The sequence below is a fragment of the Bacillus sp. 2CMS4F genome (assembly GCF_023161785.1).
GTDB classification, from domain to species: Bacteria; Bacillota; Bacilli; order Bacillales; family Bacillaceae; genus Bacillus; species Bacillus halotolerans.
The window spans coordinates 429,606-453,364 of record NZ_JALNTO010000002.1 but is presented as its reverse complement, the minus strand read 5'-3'; the positions used below and the strand labels follow the sequence as shown (position 1 = coordinate 453,364).

Here is a 23,759-nt window from a genome sequence, read left to right as displayed (position 1 = left end):
AACCAAGATAACTATATTTTTTATTGGAGGAAAACATAAAGTGACGGACGATTCCACTATGGACAATTCTCTGCACAAACGGAAATTGTCCAGAGGCCTTAAAAACAGGCACATACAACTCATAGCGATTGGGGGGGCAATCGGAACTGGTTTATTCCTAGGATCAGGGAAATCAATACATTTTTCAGGACCCTCTATTTTATTTGCTTACATGATCACGGGCGTATTTCTCTTTTTCATTATGCGTTCACTGGGAGAGCTGCTCTTATCTAACGCGGGATATCACTCTTTTGTCGATTTTGTAAGTGATTATTTAGGAAATATGGCAGCATTTATTACCGGCTGGACGTACTGGTTTTGCTGGATCTCACTTGCTATGGCTGATTTAACAGCTGTCGGCCTTTATACCCAATATTGGTTTCCTGGTGTACCCCAATGGATGCCAGGGTTCATTGCGCTTATGATGTTGCTCATCATGAATCTAGCGACTGTAAAACTTTTTGGTGAATTGGAGTTCTGGTTCGCATTGATCAAAATCATCGCAATACTGGCACTGATTGTTATCGGTATTGTCTTGATCATAAAAGGATTTTCCACACAGTCAAACATAGCCTCCTTCACGAATCTTTGGAGTCACGGCGGCATGTTTCCAAATGGTTTACATGGATTTATCCTCTCATTCCAGATGGTCGTGTTTGCATTTACGGGCATTGAACTTGTGGGGCTTACTGCAGGCGAAGCAGAAAACCCAGAAAAAGTAATCCCTAAAGCAATTAACAATATCCCTATTCGAATTTTACTTTTTTATATTGGCGCTCTTCTTGTGATTATGAGTATTTATCCATGGAATATCATCAATCCTGCTGAAAGCCCGTTTGTTCAAGTATTCTCAGCGGTCGGTATCACAGCAGCCGCCAGCATAATTAATTTTGTTGTACTGACATCTGCTGCTTCAGCTGGCAATAGTGCTTTATTTAGTACAAGCCGGATGGTATACTCGCTTGCCAAGGATCATCATGCACCTGACCCATTGCAAAAGCTGACTGCCTCAAATGTACCAAGCAATGCATTGTTCTTTTCAGCCATTGCCATTCTTATTGGTGTTATTCTGAACTATGTAATGCCAGAGCAAGTCTTTACGCTTATCACAAGTGTTTCTACTATATGCTTCATCTTTATTTGGGGCATTATTGTGATTTGCCATTTGAAATATCGGAAAACAAGACCGGATGCAGCAAAGGTGAATACATTTAAAATGCCGCTTTTTCCATTATCCAATTACGTAACACTGGCTTTCCTAGTGTTCATACTGGTTGTGCTGGCACTCGCGAAAGATACGCGTGTTTCCCTATTTGTCACTCCAGTTTGGTTTCTCTTATTGATGATTGCTTATAAAGTTCGTCATACTAAGTGAAATCATAAAAAAAGACAAGGGAGCTGTTTATCCCTTGTCTTTTTTGTGTGCTGCGAGGTACTGGATATTCCATGTTTTACGATCCCGCTCATGTAGTGTCATGATCTTTTCTCTGACAAATGTCTCCAAATAAACGTATGCTGAAGATAAAAACATACCTGCCTCCATGATTTAATCTCCTTATTTATCAAAAGACTCCGTTCAAAATATGAACGGAGTCTTTTGATAAGTGGCCGTGACATCAATTTAAACCAGTTTTAATACCAAACCCAACTAATATGATTCCCGTTATTTTTTGAAAAGCTTTCTGGAACTTGGGGTTTTTCATCCATTTTTTTGCGTAATCAATGATATAAACGAGAAAGAGGAACCATAACACCGCTAATAGGGTGAGAATTGAAGCTAAAATAATAAGCTGCTGGTTTACATTTCCCTTCAGATTGATGAATTGGGGCATGATCGTGACATAGACCAAAACCGTTTTGGGATTAAGAATGTTACTGAGTGACCCTTGCATAAAGGAAGATTTATAGTATCGTTTCGTAGAAATTGCTGCGGTTTTTGCTTGAGCTTGCATGTCGTCTAAAGAAAACATATTTTTTGCAAAAAAACTTTTTATCCCTAAATAAATTAAGTATGCTCCTCCCAAATATTTGATTGTTGTAAAAAGAATCACCGACTTGGCAATGACCATTGATAAACCTAGAATGGCAATAACCGTCCAAAAAGATAGTCCCGTTGCCAATCCGAGAATATTATATCGGCCAGCCTTTGCGCCATACCTAAGGGTATTTTTCATAACAAGCATCGTATCTGCTCCTGGAATGATAACCATCATGGCAGCGATCGGTATGTATGCGAGTAAGCTGTGCATGTTCTTTCCCCCTTTAAATGAATCGCCTTAATATATAGTGACTACTAAAGTAACTCCCTACAAAAAGTGTATCAATACGTTTGGAAAAAATCAATATGGTTTGTTAAAATAGCGATTACAAAGGCAGCGACTGCTCTTTATATTGGAGGATGTATGAAGGAAAATATGTTAGACATTTTAAAAAACCTTAATTTTACCGAATATGAATCAAAAGCTTATCTGGCATTATTGCAAGAATCGCCTTTAACCGGCTATGCGGTAGCCAAAAATTCCGGCGTGCCTCGTTCAAAAATATATGAAGTCTTGGAAAGCCTTGTCTTAAGAGGAGATGTTTTTGTAAGCCACGGAAACACGCCTCAGTATGTCCCTGTACCCGCTAAAGAACTGATTAAAAACCGACGGCTCAAAGCGGAAGAGAATTTTGACCAGGCTGAAAAATACTTTGAAAAATTCGAGCAGACCGCAAATGACCGGGAAAATATCTGGAATATCACCGGCCGCAGTGAAATTCTTGAAAAGGTGAAGGCTTGTATATTATCAGCAAAAAAAAGAATCCTCTTGGAGATCTGGAAAGAGGATTTCAAAGAGGTGGAATCAGAGCTGAGACAGGCGGCAAATAAAGGTGTCATTGTCACCATTATTGCCTACGGAGATATCGCATCTGATTTTGCTAATGTGTACCTTCATGATATGAGCAGTGAAATTACAGAAGAGTATGACGGACGGTGGCTTGTATATAGCGGAGATGATTCAGAAGTAGTAGCAGGTATTGTCTCTCTTGGCAACGATAGCCGTGCTGCATGGACGATGCATGTAGGTTTAGTCATGCCTATTACAGAAGTGATCATTCATGATCTGTATCTCATGGAAATTATGAAGAAGCATAGAGGGCTTTTAGAAGATAGTTTTGGAAAAAACCTCATCCAGTTACGACGCAAATTTTCAATCCACTCAGATTTTAAAAAACATTACTTGGAATAGAACACATGATATTTCCTGTATACCATGTAACCAAAAAACATGGCTTGTATCAACAAGTCATGTTTTTTTATGCATTCCCCCATTAATAGGGTCTTTTCCGTTTATTTTTAAGCAATTGACCCTCCCCTCCCGCTCCTGATCACTTTTTTTAAAAAAATAATATCTGCGCAAACTATTTTTCAAACTGCCCCGTCTATCCTAGGTAACGTCCTACGATATACGTATATTCAAAAAGGAGCCCTTTATTGCAATGAAGAAAAAACAAACAATAAAAGCGTTGCTTGTCACGTGTATAACTGACCATAAGCAAGATTTCTACAGGTTAGCCTTCAGTTATGTGAAAAATCAAGATGACGCATTAGATATTATTCAGGAATCTATAAAAAAAGCGCTCAGCTCAGTTGAAACGGTCAGAAACCCTGAGACGATAAAAAGCTGGTTTTATAAAATCTTAGTACGTACAGCTATTGATTTTTTGCGAAAACAAAAAAAGTTAAAGGTGATGGATGACGAAACGATTGAGTTTTTAAGCTCAGGAAAGGAAGATCACTATAAGGACACTGATCTTCATGAAGCGCTCGACGAATTGCCGTCCCACTATAAAACAATTATTATTTTGCGTTTTTTTGAAGACCTCAAACTAGAAGAAATTGCGGAAATTACAGGGGAAAACTTGAATACCGTCAAAACGCGCCTTTACAGAGCATTGAAGCTGATGCGCATTCAGTTGACGAAGGAGGATTCTTAATGGATAAGAGATTACAGCAATTAAAAGAAGAATATAAAAATGTCCAGATTCCTAAAGAATTGGATATCATTGTTGAAAAAGCCCTTCAGCAAAAACCAAAAAAGAAAAGAATCGTCATGTGGCCGACATCAGCAGCTGTCGCGGCAGCTATTTTATTCACTGCACTTGTCAACATCAACCCAGATGCAGCTCAAGCTATGTCAAAAATCCCTGTCATCGGCAAGATCGTCAAAGCCATCACTTTTATTGAGATCAAAGAAGAGAAAGATGAATCAAGCATCGATGTCAAAACGCCTGCTCTGTCGGGACTTTCTAATAAAGAGCTTGAAAACAGCATCAACCAGAAATATTTGAAAGAAAGCAAGCAGATGTATAAAGAATTTATACAGTCCACATCCAAAAATAAAAAAGGACATCTCAGCATTTACAGTGATTACGAGACAGTAACAGACACGCCAGATTTAATTTCTATTCGGCGAGATATTGAAAAAACACAAGCATCATCTTACACACAAAGCCGTTATATCACAATTGACAAAAAGAATGATATCTTACTTACCTTAAAAAGCTTATTTAAAGATGACCGCTATATCAAAGTCATCAGCCAAAACATCAAAGAACAAATGAAACAGCAAATGAAGGAAGATCCAAATAAAATCTATTGGGTCACTGACGAGGATGCAGAACCATTCAAACACATTCAGCCTGATCAAACGTTTTATATTACAGAAGACCATAAACTTGTGATTTCATTTGATGAATATGAAGTTGCCCCCGGCTATATGGGCGTTACAGAGTTTAAAATTCCGACCAGCGTCATCTCACATCTGCTCATGGGAGAACGTTATGTTCGATAACAGAAAAACATCCATGTCATCATCTGTCATGGGTGTTTTCCCTTTCGCAAAGGGACCTGACAAATATCAAGAAGGCGTAACCTTGCAGCCAAAACAACGAGAATATCTGCACATTATTGGAGGAATATCATGTATCACAAGACACAGCATCACCGCTACATCACTGGGCTCGATGGCCTTCGGGCTTTTGCCGTCCTGGCAGTTATCGCTTATCACCTAAACTTCAATTGGGCTAACGGTGGCTTCATTGGAGTTGATATTTTTTTTGTATTATCAGGCTACTTAATTACATCTATTATACTGCCGGCACATGGAAATAATATCAGCCTTGATTTTCGGGACTTTTGGGTGCGCCGAATTCGGCGGCTTCTGCCAGCGGCTTACCTTATGATCATTTCCGCTGTTATTTGGGTCGTCGTATGCAACCGGGAACTTTTGCACACTGTGCGCGGAGATGCCATCTCTTCTCTCTTTTACATGAGCAATTGGTGGTTTATTTTTCATAAACTCTCGTATTTTGATAGCTTCGGATCCCCGTCACCGCTTAAAAACCTTTGGTCATTGGCAATTGAAGAGCAATTTTATATTGTATGGCCGATGTTCTTGGTTGCTGGAATGTACATATTTAAAAACCGTGCGAAACTGGCGGCAGCGGTATCGTTGCTTGCGCTCTGTTCAGCCGTGATGATGAGCGTACTGTATGAACCCGGCGGAGATCCGAGTCGCGTGTACTACGGCACAGATACTCGTTCGTTTGAACTTCTCATAGGATGTGCTCTGGCTCTGATATGGCCGATGAAAAGGCTGTCTTCCAACAGGCTGCCATACAAACTGAAGCGCCTTTTGTATGTCACAGAACTTTCGGCGTTTTGTATTTTAGTTTTGTGTGTTTATTTTACAGATGAATACGAACCTTTTCTTTACAGAGGCGGAATGTTTTTAATAAGCATTACCGCAGCGGTCCTTATTGCATGTGTATCCCATCCGAGCAGCTTTTTGGGCATTCTGCTTTCATGGAGGCCTCTTCGTTGGCTTGGAACGAGGTCTTACGGTATTTATCTTTGGCACTACCCTGTTATTGTGTTAAGCACGCCGGTTCAAGAAATCGGAAACCCTGTTTTTTGGCATATTGCGCTAAAGATCATCGCTACATTTATACTCGCCGAGCTTTCCTATCATTTTATTGAGAAGCCGATACGGACAGAAGGGGTTAAGTCATTTTTCTGCCGGGCTTTTATTCATAGAATTCGGGAATGGAAAACGACATCTGTCATCAGCAAAATGTCAATTGGCTTCGTCATTCTCGCTATACTTATTTTTGCAGGGGGACTGTCAGGGGTAGCCGGAGAGAAAAAACATCCGCAATGGACGTATAGCTCACAAGAAACAAGCGCTGACACAAACCAGACGTCAGAGCATAGAAAGATGGCAGCATCCGATAAAGACGGAGAAAACAAATCCAAACAAAAAACAACAGCCTCAACTAAAGATCAAGAGGAAACGAGCGCAAAAGGACAGGAGACTAAGAAAAAAAAGGACATAAAATCTCAGAAAGAACCGGCAGCTGCTGATAAAGAAGTATTAGCTATAGGGGATTCCGTCATGCTTGATATCGCCTCCAGCCTCCGTCAGTCTCTTTCACATGTCATAATTGATGGGAAGGTGGGAAGACAAATGTCTCAAGCTTTAGAACTGACACGGGAATACAAGTCTTTTAATCAGCCGAATAAAGCCGTCATCATTGAACTGGGAACCAATGGCTATTTTACAAACAGCCAAATCGATCAATTGCTTACATCTTTCTCAAAAGCTCATATCTATCTTGTCAATACGCGGGTTCCCCGGCAATGGGAAAGCAAGGTGAATGAAGCTTTGCGGCAGCAGGCTAACACGCATAACAATATTACGTTGATTGACTGGCATACAGAAGCTCTCCAGCATCCGGAGTATTTCACCCCCGACGGCGTACACTTGGTTCCTCAAGGGGCTAAAGCTTTAACCGCTCTTATCATTCAGGCAATAAAATAGATTAGCAAAAAAGAGGTCTAAGCAGGACCTCTTTTTTTGCTATAGATCAATTCCAGCTGCGTGCAGCAAACTGCTTTTAAAAAAGGATTGCCGTTCACATTGATGACATGGACCAGGCATAAAACCTAATCTATTGGTAATTTATATTCTGCATTCTAAAATTATTCCTTCCGCTTCGTTCTCAAATTCACCTAATACGATAATAACCTTCGATTCTTTATTCATATTGCCACCCCCTTCGTTTATGATCCATTTATATTATAACATTTTTCAATTTATGTTAATAAATAGGTATAAGAAAACTCACAAACTACCGCCCTTCCTAACTTGAGAAATGGCTGACCTATATATGGTCCTCATCATTTTTATTTCTAGCTGTGAAGCTCTTATGTTTACCTATCGTTTACGTGAGGGTAAGCAAATATAGAATGGAGGGATCATCGTGGAAGCTAATGCAGAAAAAGAGATGAAAAAGCAAATAAATCGATACGAGCTTTTTTTCAAAAAACGATATAAAGTTCTCTATACAGTAAACGATTTTATCATTGGCGCTTTATTTTTAATCGGCAGCTTTTTCTTCTTTTACGATGAATTAATGTCTGCAGGGATATGGCTGTTTGCGGTTGGCAGTTTCCTGCTTTTAATCAGACCGACGATTCGTTTGGTTCATGATTTTCATTACAGAAAACATCTTGAGCGTCTATATCATCATGGAACATCCTCTGACTAGATTGGAGTGTGAGGAAGCGAACAGACAAATGCATAGTCTCAAATAGGATAGTCTAACTCAAACGGCAGGATGAGATGCAAGAATAAAAAGGAAAAAACGTTTGATTAAGTTTCTGGAAAATTAAACTCCAAGATACAAATATATAACTTTATAACTATTTATTTATAAAAAACCAGAAAAAAAACCTAAAGTATTATATCTTTCGGGCGATAATAATAACAAGGCCGGCGCGATACTCCCTATAACATCCTTTTCAGTAGATTTCAATATCGTGCCGGTTTTTTTCACATGCTAAAGCAATCCCGCCATCTCTGGCGGGATTTATTTTTACTTACATTCCAGTCCATACATCTTTTACATAACGTTTTTGATGTTGCAGCTTCTTCAGCCATTCTGCTGACGCTTCCTGACTTGCTCCTTTGTCAGCTTCATAAGCCGCACGCAGTGTGTTCTCTACTTCAGGAGCCATTTGCGCACCATCGCCGCATATATAAACGTGCGCACCTTTCTCGATCAGTGAAATTAATTTATGTGCATCTTGTTTTAGCAAGTGCTGAACATATACTTTTAGTTCGTCTTCCATTCGTGAATAGCATCGATGGACTGTTACCAAACCGGCTTTTTCCGCCTTATCAAGCTCTTCTTTATAAAGATCGTCATGATCAGGACGCCGGCATCCGAAGTATAAATGAGCTTCTCCAAGCGCACTTCCTTCCTTCTTCAGAACGGATCTGGCCTGGATGAAACCTCTGAATGGCGCAATTCCTTTACCCGGCCCCACCATAATAAGAGGGGTTTCAGGATCATCAGGCAGTTGGAACCCAGATTGCGGCGTCCGAATGAAACAGGCAATCGTATCACCTTGACGGAGTCCGGCTAAATAATTGGATGCAACGCCCTTGTATTCTCCGCGTCCGCTCCAAGCTGAGGCCTTTACAACTCCCACCGTCATACTGACCCTATTTGCTTTTACCTTCGGTGAGCTTGAAATTGAATAATATCTTGGCTTTAGTGATGGCAAAAGCTCTAAAAACCGTTCAAACGGCATTTCGCAGGCCGGATAGTCCTCTAACAGATCCAGCATTGTCACACGTTTTGTCAGAACCTGTTCCTTGTACATTTCATCACTCGATACAAGCAATTCCAGCTCTTTTTTATGAGGCGGGCATACTGTATATGGAGCCAGCTCACGAAGCTGAAGCCTTGAAGCAGAATCCTGCAGCTCTACGTAGGATGATAATAACTCCGTCACTCTGATCGGCCGATCCAGCGGAAGGTGAGCCATATGCGGGCTCCCGTTCAGTTTTATCACAGCTTGCGGCTGCAAATCGAATCGGTTGAGAACCCGTTGAACCAGCTCTTGGCTGTTTTTCGGCAATATTCCGATGTGATCGCCTTCTTTATACGTTTTTGAGTCAGGGAGCTCCAATTCTATATGACGCGTCGAACGCAAACTGCTTGCTGTCTGAAGCTCATGGTTTTCAAGAACGATACCTTCAAACGCGCCATACGCTTTAGCAAGGGGTGTCTCTGTTGCTTCACTAAGGAATGTAATGGATAGTGACGGCTTCGTTTCTTTCTCGGTTATTTCATTCACGTGAAAGGCTTCCATTGTTTCCTTCCAAAAGCGGTTCTCCCAAGACTCACGATGGCTTTCAAAGTCATCGGCCGCATCGCCTTCCCCAATGGATGTCAATCGTGATGCTCCTTTTGATGCCATCATGTCATCGATAAGGCGAGGAATTCGCTGATACGTGCTGGCCCAGCTCCGGTTTCCGCAGCCAAATACCGCATAGGAAACACCCTTTAATTGACCTTCCTCCAACTCTCCCAGCCACTCGACAAAGCCAGCAGCATTATCAGGCGGCGCTCCGTTATATGAGGCAGTCACAATGACAACAGCGCCTTGGTCGGGGAGTTTTCCAATGTAATCATCAAGAGGTGCAGTTTCCGCTGTAAAGCCGAGCCGGCGCCCGTAAGCTGCCAATTCACCTGCCATGCCTTCTGCGGTGCCGAGGTTTGAACCGTAAAGAACGAGTAAAGGAGTGCCGTGTTTAGGTTTTGTCTCGTTTTCCTTCGTTTCGTGCGCAGTGCCAGTCTGTTCTTTTTTCTGAACATTCATTTGGACCGGTTTCCTTGGTTTCACTGTAATTTTAAAATCATCCGGTTTAATTGTTAATGCCTCTTTGATTTTGAGCTCGTAACCAGTGTGATTCATCAATTCAAAGTGCTTTAATACAAGTCCGAGAACCATTGTCGCTTCTTGAAGCGCAAACTGCATCCCGATACACGCCCGCTGGCCGTTTCCAAACGGTTTATACGCATGGTGAGGAATATTTTCAGGGTTCTCAAACCGTTCCGGACGAAAAACTTCTGCATCTTCACCCCAAGCCTTTTGATCTCTGTGAAGTTTTGGGATCAAGACGGATACGGGCTGTCCTTTACTGATAGGGTATTCGCCGCCTAAAACTGTATCCTCCTTGGCATAAAGAGAAAAAGCGGGCGCTGTCGGATACAGCCTAAGCGTTTCATTGAGAACCATCCGAACATATTTCAGCTGCTGAATGTGTTTATATTCAGGCGTGTCTTCCGTTAACACGCGATCGGCTTCCTCTTGAGCTTTTTTAAGTTTTTCCGGATGTTTAAGCAGACAGTAAATCGCAAAGGAAAGCAAGCCGCTCGTTGTTTCATGGCCTGCGATTAAAAACGTGATGATTTGATATCTGATGTTTTCATCATCCAGTGTCTCACCCGTTACAGGATCTTTCGCATAAAGCATGAGCGATAACAGATCCTTAATGTTTTGGTCCGGGTTTGCTTTTCGCTCTGCTATAATTCTGTCAACCAGCGAATTCATCACTTCGATATCCTTTTGGAACTGCTGTCTCGTTTTGACCATCATCTTATCCTGCAGGCCCAGTCTTTTTGTTTGATTCATTCCCTCTTTTAAAGCCCGGAGCATGCTGGTGATAAACGGATGCTGCGTATCACGGTAAAAGCTGTTAAACCGATAGTTAAATCCGCATAACCCGATGGTATCAAGCGTCAGGCGGGTCATATCGTCTGCCACGTCAATTTCTTCATTTGGATTCAGCCGGCTCCATTTTTGAATCAGCTGTGTCGCGATATCCAGCATCATAGAATGATAGCCTTTCATTGCTTTTTGACTGAAGCTCGGCAGCAGAATACGATGGGCTTTCTGCCAATTCGGCTCGTGCGTCCAGCTAGTAAACAACCCGTCTCCTCCGAACTCACGCACTTTCAGCAAGCCTTTTCCAAGGTTTTTGTCAAATCGGCTCTCGTCACACACTTCAGCAACGAGTTCATGGCCTGATACAAAAACGCCGGATACACCAGGAAAATCGAAACGGAAAATCGGCCCTAACTCATCAGCAATCCGCCATAAGGATTGGGAAAGCTGTTCCTTTTCCAAATGCGGGAGATTTTTTAAAGGTCCGTATGTTTTCGGCTGCGGTATTGCACTTGCCTGTTTCATAAACATCTTCCTTTCTTTATTCTTCTGAAGTCAATGAATGAAGTTTAATCGCGTCCCAGCAGCACTGCTCCAATTCAGAAATCAAATCAGCATTCATCTCTATATCACCTTGTTGCACAAGCTGATACAACTTGAGAAATGCGCCTAATACAATCGCAATTAATACATTGGAGGGCAAGGAGCGGATCACTCCTTCTGTTTTTCCCTTGTTAAAGAAATCGTCAAGCATTTGAGTCAGGTTTTCTATCATTTTTTTGCTTGTTTCATTTAAATAGTGAGCATCCTTTTTCGTTTCAAGGAAAAATAGCGCGTAGTCGCTCTCCTTCGTAAATTGAACGAGACAGCAAAATATGTGGCGAAAGCCCTCTCTGACAGGCATTTCAGAATAATTTCGCTTTACCTTTTCTGAAAAACGCTGAATGCTTTCTTGAAACAAAACATTGACGAGTGTTTCTTTGCTGTCAAAGTAGCGATAAATCGTGCCTGTACCAACTTCAGCTCTTTTTGCTATCATTGGGATGGTGGTGGCATCAAATCCTCTTTCCGTAAAAAGCGAAAGCGATGCCTTCATGATCAAATCGTATTTACTGATAAGTGCGGATGCCATGTAAACTTAAAACCTCCGATTCATTTAGGAATGAACATTCATTCCGTTTGTTCATAAATGATATCCACTCTGTCTCGAATCACCTCTTACCCATTCTTATGTTTATAGTTTATATGAAAAAAACTTTTTTTAATATAAATGCTATGCAAAAAATATAAAATTAAGAAAATATACCCAAATCCCTGAATGTCAGAAGTCTGGATATATTTCCCGAGAAATTTTTTATTTAACAGCGACAATACAAAGACACGAATCGCGTCTGATGACAGAAATGTCTCTAAAATGCTGATCTTGCAGCAATTGAATATATTTTTTCTCGTTTTTTTCTGCATTGTTATCAATACTGATGTAAAATCGGCCGTCAATTTGAAGCACTCGATAAATCTCTCTTAATGCAAGCCTGACATCAGTACAAGCCTGAACCGTATGTAAAGAAAATACTTTATTGAAGGTACGGTCTTCAAAGGGGATCCTTTCCGGATGACCATGGAAAATGCTCCCTTGATCTGTTTTCTTTTGCTTTTGGATTGCACGAGATACCTGTCTTACTTTTCGCTTAGAAGAGTCGATGCTTTTTATGCTTCCCTTTTCAAGTTTTCCCGTTATTGTCTTAAAGACAGAGCCGTTTCCGGTTCCAATTTCTAAAATTCTGTCATTTTCTTGTATGTCTATAGAATCAATCATCATATGCTCAATTATTTTAGTTTGCTTATATTTCCCAGAAAATAATTTCAATAGGTTCGCTCGTTTATAAAGTTTGTTTTCTAGCATTTTAAACACCTGCTTTTGGTTTCCTGTGCTTATTTATTATATTGAAAAAATAAACATCGCTTCATTTCTTATACAGAATGAAGATATCAACTAGACGGCAATGTGTTTAGAAATGTTTCAACAGAACTGAACATTTTCATTTTTCCCCGCAAAAAAAGGCAGAAAACAAAATGTTTTCCGCCTGCTTTTTAATGCCAATGATATGGGAACATATACAGCCTTTGCTGCTGCATCGCCGCCAGCCTCTGCTGACGGAATGGATTGCCATAGCCGTGTTTGAAGGAATGCGGCATGGATGCATAACCATGACCTATCGACGGCAGCCTTTTTTGTTGAAAGTTCATCATGCCATCACCTGCCCTTACATAAAGTGCTGCTTTTTTTATGATATGCAGGACGGCATTTCCTTGACAGCTTCATTCGCTACACTTGGTCCTTCTCCATCGTATAATGCATCAATAGTTCCATTTTAAGCATTTGTCATCTCTCCCTTCTGTATTTTGTTTCCTTTTTTTTAGCGCCAGTTTGTCAAATAAAGATGTTTCAGCTGAGATTTTTTCATTTCATCATAAATCTGCTCGATCTGCTGTTCTTGTTCGAACTCTTCCGGGCTTTTAAACCGTTTGTTAATCGTTAAAGTCAAAAAGAATAGGTTAATCGTCATATCGCTCACCCCCTTTCAAAGTCCGCTCCAAGCGAAATAACCCGCGGCATCTCCCTGCTGCGGGCACATAAAAACCGCAGACAAAAGAAGACACCCATGTCTCTACTGCCTGCGGGGAGTTGCGTATGTCCGACGATTCCGAATTTAATGCGTGCGATAAGCATCGGTTAAGGAAGGACACGGACTCTTCCACAGGCTGAATAAACCATTATAAATTCCTTGTACATTGCGTGAGCCATTAACTGGTCTGCGTCGTTGTCGCATTGTCATTTTGATTCAGCCTCCTTTGCTTTTTTTCTTACTTTGTAAGTATATCCACCAAATTCCATTTTGTAAACATCTTTTTCTAAAAATGGACGTAAATTGTGTGATTCATCGACTGTCTTTGTCCCTTGTTTATGATACCTGTTTCATTTCTTTTCTGGAGCGGTCTTTCTTATGATATGCGATAAAATAGATGAATCCGACAAACACTGCTCCTCCAATAACATTGCCGATAAAAGCCGGAATGAGGTTTCCGATAAACTGCCCCCACGTAAACGAGCCCGCAAAAATGGCAGCCGGAATTACAAACATGTTGGCGACAACGTGCTGAAATCCGATTGCCACAAAGGCCATGACAGGGAACCATATGCCAACAATTTTCCCTGCGCCATCTTGAGCACCGAAGGAAAGCCAAACTGCAAGACACACCAGCCAGTTACAGCCGATGCCGGAAACGAGAACCTTGCCAAAGCTCATATCAAGCTTGCCTTGCGCGACAGCGATCGTCTTTTCCAAATATGGCCCCGTTTCGGTTAAGCCGACAAGATGGCCGAAAAAGTAAGCAACAAACAAAGCGCCGACCAGATTCATAATGGTAACGATCACCCAATTAACCGCCAATTCCTTTAGTGATATTTTTCTCGAAAATAATGCCATTGCCATTGACATCATATTTCCTGTTATCAGTTCAGCCCCTGCAAGAACCACAAGTATCAATCCTACAGGAAATACCGCAGCCCCGATAAAACTGGACAGGCTTCCCCATTCTTTCGGAAGATCGCCGATCACCCTGATATCAAGCAAATAACCGAGTGCGATAAAAGCACCGCCTAAAAAACCCAGCACCAAGAGAGACAGCAGCGGAAGCTTTACCTTTTTCATCCCTGCTTCAATTGCTGCTTCTGCTATTTCATCCGGTTTCCGAAAACCCATACTACATACGCCTCCATTGTTACTCCATTTTTACAGTTATAAAAGAAAAGCATCAAAAAAGGCAGCACTCAAATAACCTGTATCAATCAGGTGTTTGAATGCTGCCTAACTTGTGTGCATACCCATACAACAACATCAAGCAGAATTAAGATATTGATAGAGAATATATACAGTTCGTGCATACATTCCATTGCTTTTGTCCTTCTATAACTGCAGTAAAAACATCATATCAAATGTGACAATTTTGTGTCAATGGCAAATATGCTAGTTATAAAGGACTTCTTTTTGGTCGTCAATTTTTCGGTCAAAGACAAAAACAGATACGGCGATATTTTCTTCAATTTTGATATCAGAAAACAAATGAACAAGCTTAGCCCCGATCAGCTCCTCCATTCCTTCCGGCGTTTTTTTAGAGTAAAGGTCTTGAATCAGGCTTGTCCGGGCCGCATGCACCATTTCTCTTCCCTCAGGCGTGCGGGCGATAAACTGCTCGCTCGCGCTCAGGTTGCCGTAGAGCGTCGACACAGCCATATTATCTACAAATACCGTGTGAATCCGTTCAGGTCCTTTGCCGAACAATTCCTTGCGAAGTTTTCGAATAATATCATTGAACTCATGAATTTTCTTTGACATGCTGATTACCCCTTCCGATTTTGCCTTAAAAAAGGCCGTTCCCGGTTCCCCTCAGGACATTTCACTTGGTTAAAATTTTCCTGTCATATTGTATTATAATAAATATCACTTTATAATAAAAGCAGTGTTGATGGATTTGTAATAGGATCTTGTTATGAGTCTATCGGTTTATAAAAATCCAGGATTGGTCTGTTAGTAAGACTTGCTAGTGAACTATTCCGCCATGTGTGTTTACACCTTCTGTGAATGAAAGACAGGTGTATCTATACATGGCTTTTTTGACTTCTTGAAAGAAAGATGGAGGGGAATATGAGTATGATGGACGATAAGTCGATCAGTGTCCGCGTTGACGGAACAGAAATTCAAGCACGAGCAGGGGCCACAATTTTAGATATTTTAAATGAAAATGGGATTGAGTATCCGCAAATCTGCCACGTCCCAGAGGTTGATCCGATTCAAACATGCGATACATGCATTGTAGAGGCAGACGGCAAGCTGGTTCGTTCATGCTCTACGGTCGCTGAAAACGGAATGTCAATTGATCTTTCGGGAAATCGGGTGAAAGAGGCACAAACCGAAGCAATGGATCGCCTTCTTGAAAATCATTTGCTGTATTGTACGGTTTGCGATAATAACAATGGGAACTGTACACTGCATAATACAGCGGAAATGATGGGGATCGAGCATCAAAAATACCCTTATACGCCAAAAGAAGATCCGTCTTGTGCGGTTGATATGTCTCACCCTTTTTACCGATATGATCCAAACCAATGCATCGCCTGCGGCCAGTGTGTTGAGGTGTGTCAGAACCTTCAAGTCAATGAAACACTCTCTATCGACTGGGAACGCGAACGTCCGCGGGTTATTTGGGATGAAGGAGTTTCAATCAACGAATCTTCTTGTGTCAGCTGCGGCCAATGTGTCACGGTTTGTCCGTGTAATGCACTGATGGAAAAATCAATGCTTGGCCAGGCTGGCTTTATGACGGGTATCAAGCAGGATGTCATGGAACCAATGATTGACCTTGTCAAAAATGTTGAACCGGGGTACAGCAGCATTTTTGCCATTTCTGAAGTTGAAGCGGCAATGCGTGAAACAAGAACGAAAAAAACAAAAACGGTATGTACGTTCTGCGGTGTCGGCTGTTCCTTTGAAGTATGGACAAAAGGACGGGATATTTTAAAAATCCAGCCTGTTTCTGACGCTCCTGTTAACGCAATTTCTACATGTGTCAAAGGGAAATTCGGCTGGGATTTCGTTAATTCTGAAGAGCGGATCACAAAGCCTTTAATCCGTAAAAACGGGGCTTTTGTGGAATCTTCTTGGGAAGAAGCCCTCGATCTTGTCGCAAGCAGATTAGGTACAATTAAAGAGACATACGGCAAAGGCTCTGTCGGATTCATTTCTTCTTCTAAAATTACGAATGAAGAAAACTATGTCATCCAAAAATTAGCGCGTCAGGTATTTGAAACAAATAACGTCGATAACTGCTCTCGCTACTGTCAGTCTCCTGCTACAGACGGGTTGTTCCGTACGGTCGGCATGGGCGGTGACGCCGGCACGATTAAAGATATTGCCAAAGCCGGACTCGTCATCATCGTCGGCGCCAATCCGGCTGAAGGACATCCGGTGCTTGCAACACGGGTCAAACGTGCACACAAGCTCCATGGACAAAAATTAATCGTTGCCGACCTGCGGAAAAATGAGATGGCTGAACGGTCTGATCTGTTCATCAGCCCTAAACAAGGTACAGACCAAGTATGGCTGATGGCCGTTACGAAATATATGATCGACCAAGGCTGGCATGATCAAGCGTTTATTGATGAGAACGTGAACTACTTTGAAGACTATAAAGAAACACTTAAAACCTATACGCTTGATTATGCGGAACGCATCACAGGCCTCTCAAAAGAAAGCATCATTCAAATTGCCGAGATGATTCGTGATGCTGACGGCACTTGTGTTCTTTGGGGAATGGGTGTTACTCAAAATACGGGCGGCTCTGATACGTCAGCAGCGATTTCGAACCTGCTTCTGGCAACAGGCAACTACCGCCGTCCGGGTGCCGGCGCTTATCCTCTGCGCGGACACAATAACGTTCAAGGCGCTTGCGACATGGGGACATTGCCAGGCTGGCTTCCGGGATATCAGCATATTACAGATGACGAAGCACGCGCCAAATTTGAAAAGGCTTATGGTGTGGAGATTGAAGGAAAACCAGGTTTAGACAATATTCAAATGCTTCATTCCATTGAAGAAGGCAAGATGAAGGCCATGTACCTTGTTGGTGAAGATATGGCACTGGTCGATTCGAATGCGAACCATGTGCATGATATTTTATCAAGCCTTGATTTCTTCGTGGTTCAGGACATTTTCCTGTCGAGAACGGCTCAATATGCCGATGTCGTCTTGCCTGCCACTCCATCTCTTGAGAAAGATGGAACGTTTACCAATACAGAGCGCCGTGTGCAGCGATTGTATCAAGCGCTTCCGACACTTGGAGACGCGAAACCGGACTGGTGGATTATTCAAGAGGTGGCAAACCGCTTAGGAGCCGGATGGAGCTACAGCCATCCAAGCGACATTTTCTCTGAAATGGCGAGTCTTTCTCCTCTGTTTGGAAAAGCCAGCTATGAGGTGCTTGAAGGCTGGAACACCTTCCTATGGGGCAGCTTCACAGGTGAAAGCACGCCGCTTCTGTATGAAGACGGATTTAATTTCCCAGACAAAAAAGCCCGTTTTGCACTGTCTGATTGGACTGAACCTGCCGCTTTCCCTGAAGAATATGATCTTCACATCAATAACGGCCGGATGCTTGAGCATTTCCATGAAGGAAATATGACAAATAAATCGAAAGGCATTCAATCCAAAGTGCCGAATGTATTCGTCGAAGTATCGCCGGAACTTGCACAGGAGCGCGGCATTTGTGACGGTTCACTGGTTCGCCTCGTATCTCCGTTCGGAGCTGTTAAATTAAATGCGCTCATTACTGACCGTGTGCGAAAAAATGAACTCTACCTGCCAATGAACTCGACAGACAAGGATTCAGCGATTAACTTCCTGACAGGGCCTGCGGCTGATAAACGCACAAACACGCCTGCTTACAAACAGACGAAGGTTCGCATGGAGGTGCTTGGAGGCTGCGAAAGCGCACCGCTTCCTAAAACAAATCCGCGTAACAAGAAACGGAATCCGCAAAACGGCGTCGAGGCAGAAAGAAAATGGAACCGTCCGGGTTATATCCATTTGACTGATTAAATGAAAGGGGGAAACGAAAATGGCCACTCCGATTACAACGATCAAAAAAGAAACAAAAACAGCGGAGCAAATCAAGCTTGAGAAAATCGAGGAGCTGAAGGAGCTGCTGACGGAAAATGAGGATGCCGTCTCGAAAACCATGACGTTAATGAGTGAACTTAATGAGCTTGGCATCTTTGATGCAGCAGCAAGCATGCTGAGGGCGAAAGAAGACATCGCCAAAATTGCGCTTGGCCAGGTATCTCGCGAGCCTGTCACAAACCTCATCAACACGATGATGGCGGCTGGAGGCGCTTTGACAAAGGCTGATCCTGCGTTTACAGGCAAGCTTTTAGAAAGCGTAATGGCGGGAACCGAACAGGCGCAAAGCTTTTTAAAAGAAGACAAGAAAGTCGGCATTCTCGATCTCTTAAAAGCGATGAACGACCCTGATATTAACAGAGCAGTCGGCTTCGGCCTTCAGTTTTTAAAAGGCATGGGAAAAGAGCTGCGGGAAGAATAACAAAAAAACAGCCATCAGTTGATGGCTGTTTTTTATTCGTCGGCTTCCTCCAAGCGCTTCTTATATACGAGTGAACGGTCGGCGCAAAAGAAAGCGCCGGCTAAAAACACGCAATCCGTCATAAACATAACTGATTTCTGGCCTAACGTTAAGCCCTGATCAGGAAGAACCGCGCCTATATATAAAAAAGTGCTGACTGCAAGCAAGGTAAAAGCGAAATGCTTGTAGTCTTCTTTTAATGATTTCATTCTATTCTTCTTCATAAAAGAATCACCTGCCAGATTCATAGTATATGACTATTATAATATACTCTGGCAGCTTACAGAGAAAGTAAATCTATCCATTTGTTATAAAATGTTAAGAGCCTGCTCGATATCTTCCAGCAAATCCTCCCCATCCTCTATTCCCACAGAGATTCTGATCAAGCCGTCTGTAATGCCGAGTTCAAGCCGGCGCTCTCTCGGAATAGAGGCATGTGTCATTCTAGCCGGAACAGAAATTAAGCTTTCTACAGCGCCCAGGCTTTCCGCAATTGTAAACAGCTTAAGTTTGCCTAAAAAGGCATCCACTCGCTCTTCACTGCCAATATCAAAGGAGATCATGCCTCCAAAGCCTGATCCTTGAGATTTCGCAAGCTCATGTCCCGGATGGTTTGGAGAACCAGGGTAATATAACGTTTGAACAGCAGGATGTTGCTCAAGAAAACTTGCGATTTTCCGCGCGTTTTGATCGATTGCTTCCATTCTGAGCCCCAGTGTTTTGATCCCTCTCATTAACAGCCATGAATCCTGAGGGCCGAGCACGCCGCCTGTTGAATTTTGCACAAAATGCAGCTCTTCTCCAAGCTCTTTCGAAGCTGTAATAACTAAACCGCCGACAACATCACTGTGTCCGCCGAGATATTTAGTCGCACTGTGAAGCACGATATCAGCGCCTAAAGTAAGCGGCTGCTGAAAATATGGTGTATTAAAGGTGTTGTCTACGATTAGAAGAACACCCGCTTTTTTCGCAATATCTGCCATCAGTGATAGATCGGTGATTTTGAGAAGCGGATTTGTCGGTGTCTCAATATAAATTGCCTTTGTATTGGGACGAATCGCTTTTTCGACTTCTTCTCCGCTGCTTGTATCCACAAAAGTTGATTCAATGCCGAGACGGTTAAGCACCTTTGTCATCACTCGATATGTCCCGCCGTACACGTCATCAGTCAAAACAACATGGTCTCCGCTGTTAAACAGCATCATAACAGCTGTAATTGCAGCCATTCCTGAGCTGAACGCATAACCTGCTTCCCCGGCTTCGAGCTCTGTCACAAGCGTTTCCAGTGCAGTTCTTGTCGGGTTGGCCGTTCTTGAATATTCATAGCCGGTATGCTGGCCTGCTTTCGGCTGCTTGTACGTGCTCACTTGATATATCGGAACGGAAACAGCTCCTGTTTTCTCATCACCTGTGATCCCGCCATGTACCATCAATGTTTTTTTCTTCATATCAGATGCCTCCTTCGTATATATGTTTGCTGATATATCGATCACTGCTGTCTGGGAATACTGTGACAATATTTGTTCCGGCAGACGATTTTTTCGCTTCCTCCAATGCCGCATAAAGCGCTGCACCTGAAGAGCTTCCGATCAGCAGGCCTTCTTTTTCAGCCGCTTCTTTAACAAGTCTAAAAGCATTCTCATCTGTTACCGTATATATTGCATCAAAATGGCTTTCATCCATATAGTCAGGGATAAACTCCATGCCGATCCCTTCTGTTTTATGAGCATGAGGCTCTCCGCCGTTTAATATGGAGCCTTCCGGTTCGACAATTACTGTTTTGACTGCGGGATGTTTTTCTTTTAAGAAGGATGCTGTTCCCGCGAATGTGCCTCCTGATCCTGCCCCAGCGACAAACGTATGAATCTTGCCGTCAAGCGCTTTCCATATTTCAGGCCCAAGAGTCTTATAGTAAGTCGATGGATTTACTTGGTTTTTAAATTGCAAAACACAATAGGAATTATCAATTTCCCTCTCCAGCTGTATCGCTTTTCGAATGGCTCCCTGCATTCCGTCTTTACGCGGCGTATGCACGATTGACGCTCCTAGCGCCTGCATAATTTGCTGCTTTTCTTTGCTGAAATGTTCCGGAACACAGAAAATGGCTTTTAAACCATGTTTTCTGGCGTTAAGGGCAAGCCCGATACCTGTATTTCCGGCCGTTGCCTCTATAATGACTCCCCCGGGCTTTACTTTGCCTGAATCCAGGGCGTCACGGATCAGCATATCTCCCAGTCTGTCTTTTATGCTTCCGCCAGGGTTCATCATTTCCAGCTTGGCATATACAGCCACACCTTCAGGAATATCAAAATTCTTCAAGCGGAGAAGCGGTGTATTCCCAATCAGCTCGGTAATGTCCGTAATAACTGTCATATATGTCCTCCTCCTTGATAGAGGTTGTTTTAGGGAAAACGGAGGAGAACACTCCCCCGTTTTAATGAATTCGTTTGATCACTTTTAACACAAGCTCTGTTGAGTGAACAGCAGCCTGCTCTAAAAATTGGTCAAATGATACAGGTGATTCTTTTCCTGCGATATCAGATAATGCTCTGATCACAACAAACGGCGTTTTAAACTGGTGGCACACTTGAGCGACTGCCGCTGCCTCCATTTCTACCGCATACAGATCAGAAAATCTCGCACGCACCTCTTCGACCCGCTTCGGATCATTCATAAAGGAATCGCCTGTTGCGATCGTTCCTTTTGCAACTTGAATGCCGTCAAGCTCAGAAATCGCTTCTTCAGTAATGCTGATCAGCGTTTCATCTGCGGCGTAAGCAGCCGGAAGGCCTGGCACCTGTCCGTATTCATAATCAAAGGCCGTTACATCTACATCATGATGGCGAACGTCAGTAGAAATGACAACGTCTCCCACATTCAGTGTATGATGAAATCCGCCCGCTGAGCCTGTGTTAATCACATAATCAGGCTTGTAGCGATCAAGCAGAAGTGTCGTGCTGATCGCAGCATTCACTTTTCCGATTCCTGATTTTAAAAGAATGACTTCAGTTCCTTCATATTGGCCTGTTGTAAATTCACAGTGCGCGATCGTTTCTGTTTTTGCATTTTCCAGTTTGTTTCTTAGGATGGTTACTTCCTCTTCCATTGCTCCGATGACTGCTAGTTTCATCTATACACATTCCCTTCACTTTACCGTTTGATCGCCTCCATTATCCACACGAAGTCGTTTTGCTGAATGAATTGGACTGCAAAACCTTCAGCTGTAAACATCTCTTTCATCGTTTCCAATGTGGGATAATGCTCCGTCTTTAAATCATTCGCCAGCTGATAAAAGCCCTGAGAACGTGCTTTATCAATGGCTTGATTATACGCTTCCTCGTGTTCAAAGACAGTATCGGCAAACACTATTTTATCATGCATGTGAAGGTATTTGCCATATTGCTTTATTGCGGCTCGTTTTTCTTCGTCAGTCAAATGATGAAAAGCATATGAACTGACAATCGTGTCAGCCTGAAATGGCGGTTCAGGGAATGTCAGGAAGTCTCCGTCAACAATTTCCGCCCTGCCGCGGAGCTTGTCAGATGCTAACTTGCGCATCGCCGGAGACGGCTCGACTCCAAATACAGATTTCCCCGCTTCAAGCAGTTTCGCTGTCAAGTTGCCGGTCCCTGGCCCAAATTCTAATACACGAATCCCTGACCGGCTGACAATGGCATTCAAAATATCATCATAGCCTCTGAATGCCTCTTTATACTGAATATCCAAACCTTGAACTGTTTGATCGTAAGTTGCGGCCCAATCCTCAAAAAGAGGGATAAATTCACGTCCCATAGTTGTCACACTCCATATTTTATAATTCCTATAAGCATACTATGAATTAATGATGGAACAGTTCCTATCTTACCATATCTTCTTGAAAGTAGGTACTAAAACACTTTGTGTTTTTTATCCAGTCATATATTGCGCGTACAGCGTAAAAAGGCTTATACTTCATATGACTTGTAAAGGCGGAGGGGTCGAAAGATGAATTTTCAATTGGATCTGATTAAAGACAAAGTAGAATTTTTCGAAGCGGCATCATTGCAGGAGCTTGAAAAGAAAATCAACACACAAATTGAAAACAATAAAGCGATCATGCTGCGTGTGAAATCTGTCTCGCATCAAACAGCTGTGGCAGACGGAAAATTTTTTTACAGCGCCGTTGTTCATTTTGCAGCTGAGGTGTAAAACAAAAGCAGCCGAAAGATTCGGCTGCTTTTGTTTATTTTAATTTTTCTACTTTTGTCGGCTTCCAGCCTTTTTCATCAACCCATGTAATCGTTACTTGATATTTCTCTCCGCTCGTTTTATCTAAAATCTTACCTTTGGCATCCTGAGGGCTGCCGTTATTTCCGAGCCAGAGAACGGTCATGTTATCTGTTGAAACACCGGTTGCATATGATATGGCTTTCAGCATCTCAGCCCAGTCTTGTGAGCTTGAGTCATAAGTGGCAGCATGCTCGCCCTTCTGCTCAGTTCCGACTGCCTTCCAGTCAGGATTTTCATACGTTTTTTCCACATCACTTGATGAGCCGCCTTCTGTGACTTTTGCGTCTTTAAGCGGGTCATCTGAATTTGAGTTTGAGTCTGAATCAGAATCAGAGTCATCACTTTTAGAAGAATCATCTTTTTTGGAATCTGAATCTGAGTCAGAAGATTTCTCAGAATCCTTTTCGCTGTCAGATGTATCTTTCTTACTGTCTTTTATATCCTCATCCGATTTCTTTTCCGTCTTTCCTGAAGCCGGAGATTCCTGTTTTTGCGCCGTTTCAGAATCCTTGCTGACATCTTTGCTAGAAGGACTGTTAATGAAGAGATTGGCTGCTACTACAACAATTAGAATAGATACGATTGCGATTAAGATGTTAAGCACTAAATTAGCTTTCCTGCGCTTATCACGGTTTTCATAACGAGATTGATTATTGCTCAATAATTCTGCACTCCTTTATCCCTCTTGGCT

Annotated in this window: 24 protein-coding genes; 9 read left to right on the top strand and 15 right to left on the bottom strand. The window is 42.4% G+C overall.

Annotated elements, in window-relative coordinates; genetic code table 11:
• Nucleotides 1-40: 40 nt before the first annotated feature.
• Nucleotides 41-1,414, top strand: coding sequence for an amino acid permease (locus MTN95_RS05710; protein WP_248337307.1), 1,374 nt, complete (start codon nucleotides 41-43; stop codon nucleotides 1,412-1,414).
• A gap of 27 nt (nucleotides 1,415-1,441) precedes the next feature.
• On the opposite strand, the gene MTN95_RS05705 is transcribed toward MTN95_RS05710, so the two are convergent.
• The gene (locus tag MTN95_RS05705) at nucleotides 1,442-1,582 is read right to left on the bottom strand and encodes a hypothetical protein (protein WP_248337305.1); all 141 of its coding nucleotides are present in this window, start codon (nucleotides 1,580-1,582) and stop codon (nucleotides 1,442-1,444) included.
• A 73-nt stretch (nucleotides 1,583-1,655) separates the two neighbouring features.
• A complete protein-coding gene (locus tag MTN95_RS05700) occupies nucleotides 1,656-2,288 on the bottom strand; it encodes a LysE family transporter (RefSeq protein ID WP_248337303.1) in 633 nt (210 codons plus the stop codon).
• A 153-nt stretch (nucleotides 2,289-2,441) separates the two neighbouring features.
• Between MTN95_RS05700 and MTN95_RS05695 the strand changes: the two genes are divergently transcribed.
• The 5 genes from MTN95_RS05695 (at nucleotide 2,442) to MTN95_RS05675 (ending at nucleotide 7,632) form a co-directional block, all read left to right on the top strand.
• Nucleotides 2,442-3,269, top strand: coding sequence for a TrmB family transcriptional regulator (locus MTN95_RS05695; protein WP_059293538.1), 828 nt, complete (start codon nucleotides 2,442-2,444; stop codon nucleotides 3,267-3,269).
• A 250-nt stretch (nucleotides 3,270-3,519) separates the two neighbouring features.
• Nucleotides 3,520-4,017 (top strand): RNA polymerase sigma factor SigV, encoded by a 498-nt coding sequence (sigV, locus tag MTN95_RS05690; RefSeq protein WP_095713414.1) that lies wholly within the window; start codon nucleotides 3,520-3,522, stop codon nucleotides 4,015-4,017.
• Nucleotides 4,017-4,874, top strand: a complete 858-nt coding sequence (gene rsiV, locus MTN95_RS05685; protein WP_248337301.1) for an anti-sigma-V factor RsiV — start codon at nucleotides 4,017-4,019, stop codon at nucleotides 4,872-4,874. Before sigV ends, rsiV begins: the two co-directional genes overlap by 1 nt.
• A 129-nt stretch (nucleotides 4,875-5,003) precedes the next feature.
• Nucleotides 5,004-6,902 (top strand): acyltransferase family protein, encoded by a 1,899-nt coding sequence (locus MTN95_RS05680; protein ID WP_248337299.1) that lies wholly within the window; start codon nucleotides 5,004-5,006, stop codon nucleotides 6,900-6,902.
• Nucleotides 6,903-7,368: 466 nt separating this feature from the next.
• A complete protein-coding gene (locus MTN95_RS05675; RefSeq protein WP_207203690.1) occupies nucleotides 7,369-7,632 on the top strand; it encodes a YrhK family protein in 264 nt (87 codons plus the stop codon).
• Between the two features lie 331 nt (nucleotides 7,633-7,963).
• Here the strand turns inward: MTN95_RS05675 and cypB are convergent, their stop codons facing one another.
• The 7 genes from cypB to MTN95_RS05640 all read right to left on the bottom strand — a co-directional run bounded on the left by cypB (nucleotide 7,964) and on the right by MTN95_RS05640 (nucleotide 15,000).
• On the bottom strand, nucleotides 7,964-11,128 hold the full coding sequence (gene cypB, locus MTN95_RS05670; protein ID WP_248337296.1) for a bifunctional cytochrome P450/NADPH--P450 reductase: 3,165 nt from the start codon (nucleotides 11,126-11,128) through the stop codon (nucleotides 7,964-7,966).
• Between the two features lie 16 nt (nucleotides 11,129-11,144).
• Entirely contained in the window at nucleotides 11,145-11,735 is a 591-nt protein-coding gene (gene fatR / locus MTN95_RS05665) for a transcriptional regulator FatR (RefSeq protein ID WP_024122281.1), read from the bottom strand.
• 222 nt (nucleotides 11,736-11,957) lie between these two features.
• Nucleotides 11,958-12,506: a class I SAM-dependent methyltransferase gene (locus tag MTN95_RS05660; protein ID WP_105990315.1), complete on the bottom strand. Its 549-nt coding sequence runs from the start codon at nucleotides 12,504-12,506 to the stop codon at nucleotides 11,958-11,960.
• Between the two features lie 188 nt (nucleotides 12,507-12,694).
• Nucleotides 12,695-12,853 (bottom strand): hypothetical protein, encoded by a 159-nt coding sequence (locus MTN95_RS05655; protein ID WP_125825436.1) that lies wholly within the window; start codon nucleotides 12,851-12,853, stop codon nucleotides 12,695-12,697.
• A gap of 167 nt (nucleotides 12,854-13,020) precedes the next feature.
• On the bottom strand, nucleotides 13,021-13,170 hold the full coding sequence (locus MTN95_RS05650; protein ID WP_105953524.1) for a YrzI family small protein: 150 nt from the start codon (nucleotides 13,168-13,170) through the stop codon (nucleotides 13,021-13,023).
• A gap of 396 nt (nucleotides 13,171-13,566) precedes the next feature.
• Nucleotides 13,567-14,367: a formate/nitrite transporter family protein gene (locus tag MTN95_RS05645; RefSeq protein WP_105953523.1), complete on the bottom strand. Its 801-nt coding sequence runs from the start codon at nucleotides 14,365-14,367 to the stop codon at nucleotides 13,567-13,569.
• Nucleotides 14,368-14,631: 264 nt separating this feature from the next.
• Nucleotides 14,632-15,000, bottom strand: coding sequence for a Na-translocating system protein MpsC family protein (locus MTN95_RS05640; protein ID WP_010335088.1), 369 nt, complete (start codon nucleotides 14,998-15,000; stop codon nucleotides 14,632-14,634).
• A 315-nt stretch (nucleotides 15,001-15,315) separates the two neighbouring features.
• On the opposite strand from MTN95_RS05640, the gene fdhF reads away from it, so the two are divergent.
• Nucleotides 15,316-18,258, top strand: a complete 2,943-nt coding sequence (gene fdhF / locus MTN95_RS05635; RefSeq protein ID WP_248337294.1) for a formate dehydrogenase subunit alpha — start codon at nucleotides 15,316-15,318, stop codon at nucleotides 18,256-18,258.
• A gap of 19 nt (nucleotides 18,259-18,277) precedes the next feature.
• The gene (locus MTN95_RS05630; RefSeq protein ID WP_010335090.1) at nucleotides 18,278-18,760 is read left to right on the top strand and encodes a helical membrane plugin domain-containing protein; all 483 of its coding nucleotides are present in this window, start codon (nucleotides 18,278-18,280) and stop codon (nucleotides 18,758-18,760) included.
• Nucleotides 18,761-18,792: 32 nt separating this feature from the next.
• On the opposite strand, the gene MTN95_RS05625 is transcribed toward MTN95_RS05630, so the two are convergent.
• From MTN95_RS05625 to MTN95_RS05605, 5 genes are all read right to left on the bottom strand, one after another.
• Entirely contained in the window at nucleotides 18,793-19,023 is a 231-nt protein-coding gene (locus tag MTN95_RS05625; RefSeq protein WP_010335091.1) for a YrhC family protein, read from the bottom strand.
• An 84-nt stretch (nucleotides 19,024-19,107) separates the two neighbouring features.
• A complete protein-coding gene (locus tag MTN95_RS05620; RefSeq protein WP_248337291.1) occupies nucleotides 19,108-20,247 on the bottom strand; it encodes a bifunctional cystathionine gamma-lyase/homocysteine desulfhydrase in 1,140 nt (379 codons plus the stop codon).
• A 1-nt stretch (nucleotide 20,248) separates the two neighbouring features.
• Nucleotides 20,249-21,172 (bottom strand): O-acetylserine dependent cystathionine beta-synthase, encoded by a 924-nt coding sequence (locus MTN95_RS05615; protein WP_202853639.1) that lies wholly within the window; start codon nucleotides 21,170-21,172, stop codon nucleotides 20,249-20,251.
• A gap of 61 nt (nucleotides 21,173-21,233) precedes the next feature.
• A complete protein-coding gene (mtnN, locus tag MTN95_RS05610) occupies nucleotides 21,234-21,929 on the bottom strand; it encodes a 5'-methylthioadenosine/S-adenosylhomocysteine nucleosidase (RefSeq protein WP_248337289.1) in 696 nt (231 codons plus the stop codon).
• Nucleotides 21,930-21,949: 20 nt separating this feature from the next.
• A complete protein-coding gene (locus tag MTN95_RS05605) occupies nucleotides 21,950-22,591 on the bottom strand; it encodes a class I SAM-dependent methyltransferase (RefSeq protein ID WP_227597898.1) in 642 nt (213 codons plus the stop codon).
• A gap of 192 nt (nucleotides 22,592-22,783) precedes the next feature.
• Between MTN95_RS05605 and MTN95_RS05600 the strand changes: the two genes are divergently transcribed.
• The gene (locus MTN95_RS05600) at nucleotides 22,784-22,987 is read left to right on the top strand and encodes a YrzA family protein (RefSeq protein WP_024122294.1); all 204 of its coding nucleotides are present in this window, start codon (nucleotides 22,784-22,786) and stop codon (nucleotides 22,985-22,987) included.
• Between the two features lie 34 nt (nucleotides 22,988-23,021).
• Here the strand turns inward: MTN95_RS05600 and MTN95_RS05595 are convergent, their stop codons facing one another.
• Complete coding sequence (locus MTN95_RS05595) at nucleotides 23,022-23,729, bottom strand: YrrS family protein (RefSeq protein ID WP_105953518.1); 708 nt, start codon at nucleotides 23,727-23,729, stop codon at nucleotides 23,022-23,024.
• Nucleotides 23,730-23,759: the final 30 nt, after the last annotated feature.

Bases quoted from the DNA above. Each gene is read 5' to 3' on its own strand.
- MTN95_RS05705 (WP_248337305.1), bottom strand. From the start codon at position 1,582: ATGGAGGCAGGTATGTTTTTATCTTCAGCATACGTTTATTTGGAGACA.
- MTN95_RS05700 (WP_248337303.1), bottom strand. From the start codon at position 2,288: ATGCACAGCTTACTCGCATACATACCGATCGCTGCCATGATGGTTATC.
- MTN95_RS05695 (WP_059293538.1), top strand. From the start codon at position 2,442: ATGAAGGAAAATATGTTAGACATTTTAAAAAACCTTAATTTTACCGAA.
- sigV (WP_095713414.1), top strand. From the start codon at position 3,520: ATGAAGAAAAAACAAACAATAAAAGCGTTGCTTGTCACGTGTATAACT.
- rsiV (WP_248337301.1), top strand. From the start codon at position 4,017: ATGGATAAGAGATTACAGCAATTAAAAGAAGAATATAAAAATGTCCAG.
- MTN95_RS05680 (WP_248337299.1), top strand. From the start codon at position 5,004: ATGTATCACAAGACACAGCATCACCGCTACATCACTGGGCTCGATGGC.
- MTN95_RS05675 (WP_207203690.1), top strand. From the start codon at position 7,369: ATGAAAAAGCAAATAAATCGATACGAGCTTTTTTTCAAAAAACGATAT.
- cypB (WP_248337296.1), bottom strand. From the start codon at position 11,128: ATGAAACAGGCAAGTGCAATACCGCAGCCGAAAACATACGGACCTTTA.
- fatR (WP_024122281.1), bottom strand. From the start codon at position 11,735: ATGGCATCCGCACTTATCAGTAAATACGATTTGATCATGAAGGCATCG.
- MTN95_RS05660 (WP_105990315.1), bottom strand. From the start codon at position 12,506: ATGCTAGAAAACAAACTTTATAAACGAGCGAACCTATTGAAATTATTT.
- MTN95_RS05655 (WP_125825436.1), bottom strand. From the start codon at position 12,853: ATGATGAACTTTCAACAAAAAAGGCTGCCGTCGATAGGTCATGGTTAT.
- MTN95_RS05650 (WP_105953524.1), bottom strand. From the start codon at position 13,170: ATGACGATTAACCTATTCTTTTTGACTTTAACGATTAACAAACGGTTT.
- MTN95_RS05645 (WP_105953523.1), bottom strand. From the start codon at position 14,367: ATGGGTTTTCGGAAACCGGATGAAATAGCAGAAGCAGCAATTGAAGCA.
- MTN95_RS05640 (WP_010335088.1), bottom strand. From the start codon at position 15,000: ATGTCAAAGAAAATTCATGAGTTCAATGATATTATTCGAAAACTTCGC.
- fdhF (WP_248337294.1), top strand. From the start codon at position 15,316: ATGATGGACGATAAGTCGATCAGTGTCCGCGTTGACGGAACAGAAATT.
- MTN95_RS05630 (WP_010335090.1), top strand. From the start codon at position 18,278: ATGGCCACTCCGATTACAACGATCAAAAAAGAAACAAAAACAGCGGAG.
- MTN95_RS05625 (WP_010335091.1), bottom strand. From the start codon at position 19,023: ATGAAGAAGAATAGAATGAAATCATTAAAAGAAGACTACAAGCATTTC.
- MTN95_RS05620 (WP_248337291.1), bottom strand. From the start codon at position 20,247: ATGAAGAAAAAAACATTGATGGTACATGGCGGGATCACAGGTGATGAG.
- MTN95_RS05615 (WP_202853639.1), bottom strand. From the start codon at position 21,172: ATGACAGTTATTACGGACATTACCGAGCTGATTGGGAATACACCGCTT.
- mtnN (WP_248337289.1), bottom strand. From the start codon at position 21,929: ATGAAACTAGCAGTCATCGGAGCAATGGAAGAGGAAGTAACCATCCTA.
- MTN95_RS05605 (WP_227597898.1), bottom strand. From the start codon at position 22,591: ATGGGACGTGAATTTATCCCTCTTTTTGAGGATTGGGCCGCAACTTAC.
- MTN95_RS05600 (WP_024122294.1), top strand. From the start codon at position 22,784: ATGAATTTTCAATTGGATCTGATTAAAGACAAAGTAGAATTTTTCGAA.